This is a genomic window from Streptomyces sp. ADMS, from assembly GCF_033441795.1.
In the GTDB taxonomy this organism is placed as follows: Bacteria; Actinomycetota; Actinomycetes; order Streptomycetales; family Streptomycetaceae; genus Streptomyces.
The window spans coordinates 1-1,590 of sequence record NZ_JAVFVX010000300.1 but is presented as its reverse complement, the minus strand read 5'-3'; the positions used below and the strand labels follow the sequence as shown (position 1 = coordinate 1,590).

Sequence of the window (1,590 nt, the reverse complement as noted above, 5' to 3'; positions counted from 1 at the left end):
GTAGCTATTCAGCGGGGTTGAGCGGTTCGGTCAGGCTGTTGCTGTGTCGGGTGTGAGGGCGTGCGGGATCCAGGCTCCGGTGGTGAAGAGGCGCTGGAGTGCGTCGTAGCGGCTGATGCCCCACTTGGCCGCGGTCGACAGGTAGGACTGGACGATGGCGAAGTCGGCCAGTCCCTGGAGTGTTCGCCAGCAGCCTCCGGAGGAGCGTTGCTGGACCTTGGCGGGTCTGATGTCGCGTTCCGCCTGATTGTTGGTGAAGGGGACGGTGAGGTCGGTGGTGAAGCGGAGGATGACCTCGCGGTGTTCCTCGAAACGTTTGGCCAGGGTGCGGGCGTGCCGGGCGAGTTCGGTGTTCTTGTTTCGGTTGTCCTGGCGGGAACGGGCCAGTGCTCCGGTGTAGAGCCGGTGGATGGTGCGCAGTTCGTCGGCGGTGAGTTCCTCGCGCCCGGTGTCGCGGGCGGCGGACGCGAGACGGCTGGCTTCCAGGAGGGTGTCGGCCATGGCGCGGGCCCACAACTGGCCTTCCGGGTCGGCCTCGTGGATGCCGCGCAGGTCACGCAGCAGGTGAGCGCCGCACCAGGCGTGCAGTACGTGGTCGAGGTGGGTGTAGCCGGCGTATCCGTCGCGGACCAGGACACCGCTCAGGTGCGGCAGGACCTGGCCGGCGTCGATGGTCGCGGCCGAGCGGTCACCGGTGTGCATCAGGGTGAGGTGCGCGGTGGAGGCCACGTGCAGGAAGACGGTCCTGGCCCGGGTGCGGGTGAAGGTCTCATCGGCGTGCACCACGGGCGCGCCGGAGAGCAGGGCGCGGACCGCGGGCAGGAACCCGGCTTCCAGCAGGCGGGCGGCCCGGCCTCGCAGGGAGGCGGCGAAGCCGGTGGAGACCTTCATCCCGCACAGTTCCATCACCAGCAGCGTTGAGCGGTGTACCGGGATGTGGTGGCCCAGGACCGCGTCCGCGACCTTCGCGGTGACATCGGGCCCGTACTGGGCCGCCGATTCCACTCCGGCTGGGAAGACGCCGGTGGCCTTCTTTCCGCACCCGGGGCAGCACTTGACGTCCGCGGCGTACTCGATGACCTGCGGCGGAAGCGGGGTGGCCAGGTCAAAGACCTGACGGCGGCGCACCGCGGCCACCGGAACCCCGACCAGCGAGGACGCGCAGCCGGCGCAGGATGCCGGAGCGGGGATGACGATCCGCTCGTTCGGATCCTCTACCTGCCGCAAGGTGGTGCCCGGATCACCGGGCTGCTTGCCCGGTTTGCGTCCCGAGCGGGTACGCGAGGACCCGCCACGGGGCCGCTTGCCCGGCCCGTCCGAGGACGGCGGCTTCGAGGAGGTCGAGGAATCCCTCGACAGCCGCAGTACCAGGGCCTGGACCTGCGTGGTCAACTCCGCGATCTGGACCAGCAGCTGATCGATCCGCTCGTCCTTGGCGGTCTCCCGACTCCGCGCAGCCGCCAACTCGCCGCGTACCGCGGCCAACTCGGCGAGAAGGTCCTTCGCAGACCAGTCGGGATCCCCCACACCGCCACCCTAGCGATCACGCCGCACGGTCGGCGAACCGCCCACACCCTGCTGAATAGCTAC

At 69.6% G+C, this 1,590-nt stretch carries 1 protein-coding gene; it reads right to left on the bottom strand.

Annotated elements, in window-relative coordinates; genetic code table 11:
* Positions 1-30: 30 nt before the first annotated feature.
* Entirely contained in the window at positions 31-1,485 is a 1,455-nt protein-coding gene (gene tnpC, locus RB628_RS40525; protein WP_318325652.1) for an IS66 family transposase, read from the bottom strand.
* Between the last annotated feature and the right edge of the window lie 105 nt (positions 1,486-1,590).